The following is a 916-nucleotide window of genomic DNA, read 5'->3' as shown; positions in this document are numbered from 1 at the left end:
TAGCCAAATAAAGAAAGAAACTGTTTATGAAATTCTGATTTAAACATTGTGATTTTTACTCCTTTTAAAAAAATCACAATGGTTAATCATTATCTAACTCCGAATAGGTTTATCAGGGGCGCAAGCGCGGTATCGAGTAACTAAGGGCAGGGGTTGCGCTTCGCTTAGTTACGACCGATTTACGGTAATGCTAAATTAATATTTGTGTGCGGTCTACATGGCTAAAGCCATCGGTGTATTAAATAGCCTTTTTCATACGGCCAGTTGTAATACTTCGAGCCATAAAAGGTATATGGTCTGGATTATCAATTAAAAAATATACCATCTGCTTTATCTCGATTTCTGAGTTGTCAGGTATCCAAAGGGTTACTTTTTTTAACCCTTTGCCTTATTGCTTTTGTTCGTACATTTGATTTCTAGTCATAGTGTCACCAGTGACGGGGTTGTTATGTATGGAATTGACTGTGTAGCAAGGACACCTCCCGCGAGCGGGCCCCTCCTCACTACTCTGTCAATTCATTACTTTCATCGAATACTTCCACTGTTGGAGAGTCGCATGTTAAAAAATCATGATAAGAATTATATTTAATTTCTATCATGCAACTAGACCTAACAACTACTGAGTAGCCTGCAAGCATTAAGTCCCTAAGTGATAAATTAAATATGTGCTGACCGTTTTGGCTAGCGCTTAAATAATAGTTTTTAGTTAACTTGCCTAGTTCGGTATATTCTCCCCAACCAGCAATATGAAGCGCAACTTTATAAAATGGGTGCTTTTGTTTTTCTGGTTCACGTTCCTCAGGTTTAGGTGTTTCTTTTGGTGAAGGGGTACTTTGGTTTATTGGAATTTGTGAGTGTGAAACAGTGTTAGGCGCTGGTTCTTGAGCGTTAACAGGTGAAGAAGTTGTAACAGCTG

At 38.4% G+C, this 916-nt stretch carries 1 pseudogene; it reads right to left on the bottom strand.

What is annotated here, in order from left to right:
- Positions 1–503: 503 nt before the first annotated feature.
- Positions 504–916 (bottom strand): annotated as a pseudogene (locus QL989_RS19120) (hypothetical protein); the annotation flags it as partial.

Origin of the sequence: Pseudoalteromonas sp. APC 3224 (assembly GCF_030407535.1) — a bacterium.
GTDB lineage: Bacteria > Pseudomonadota > Gammaproteobacteria > Enterobacterales > Alteromonadaceae > Pseudoalteromonas.
The sequence above is the reverse complement of the archived record's forward strand: the minus strand, read 5'-3'. Positions and strand labels throughout refer to the sequence as shown.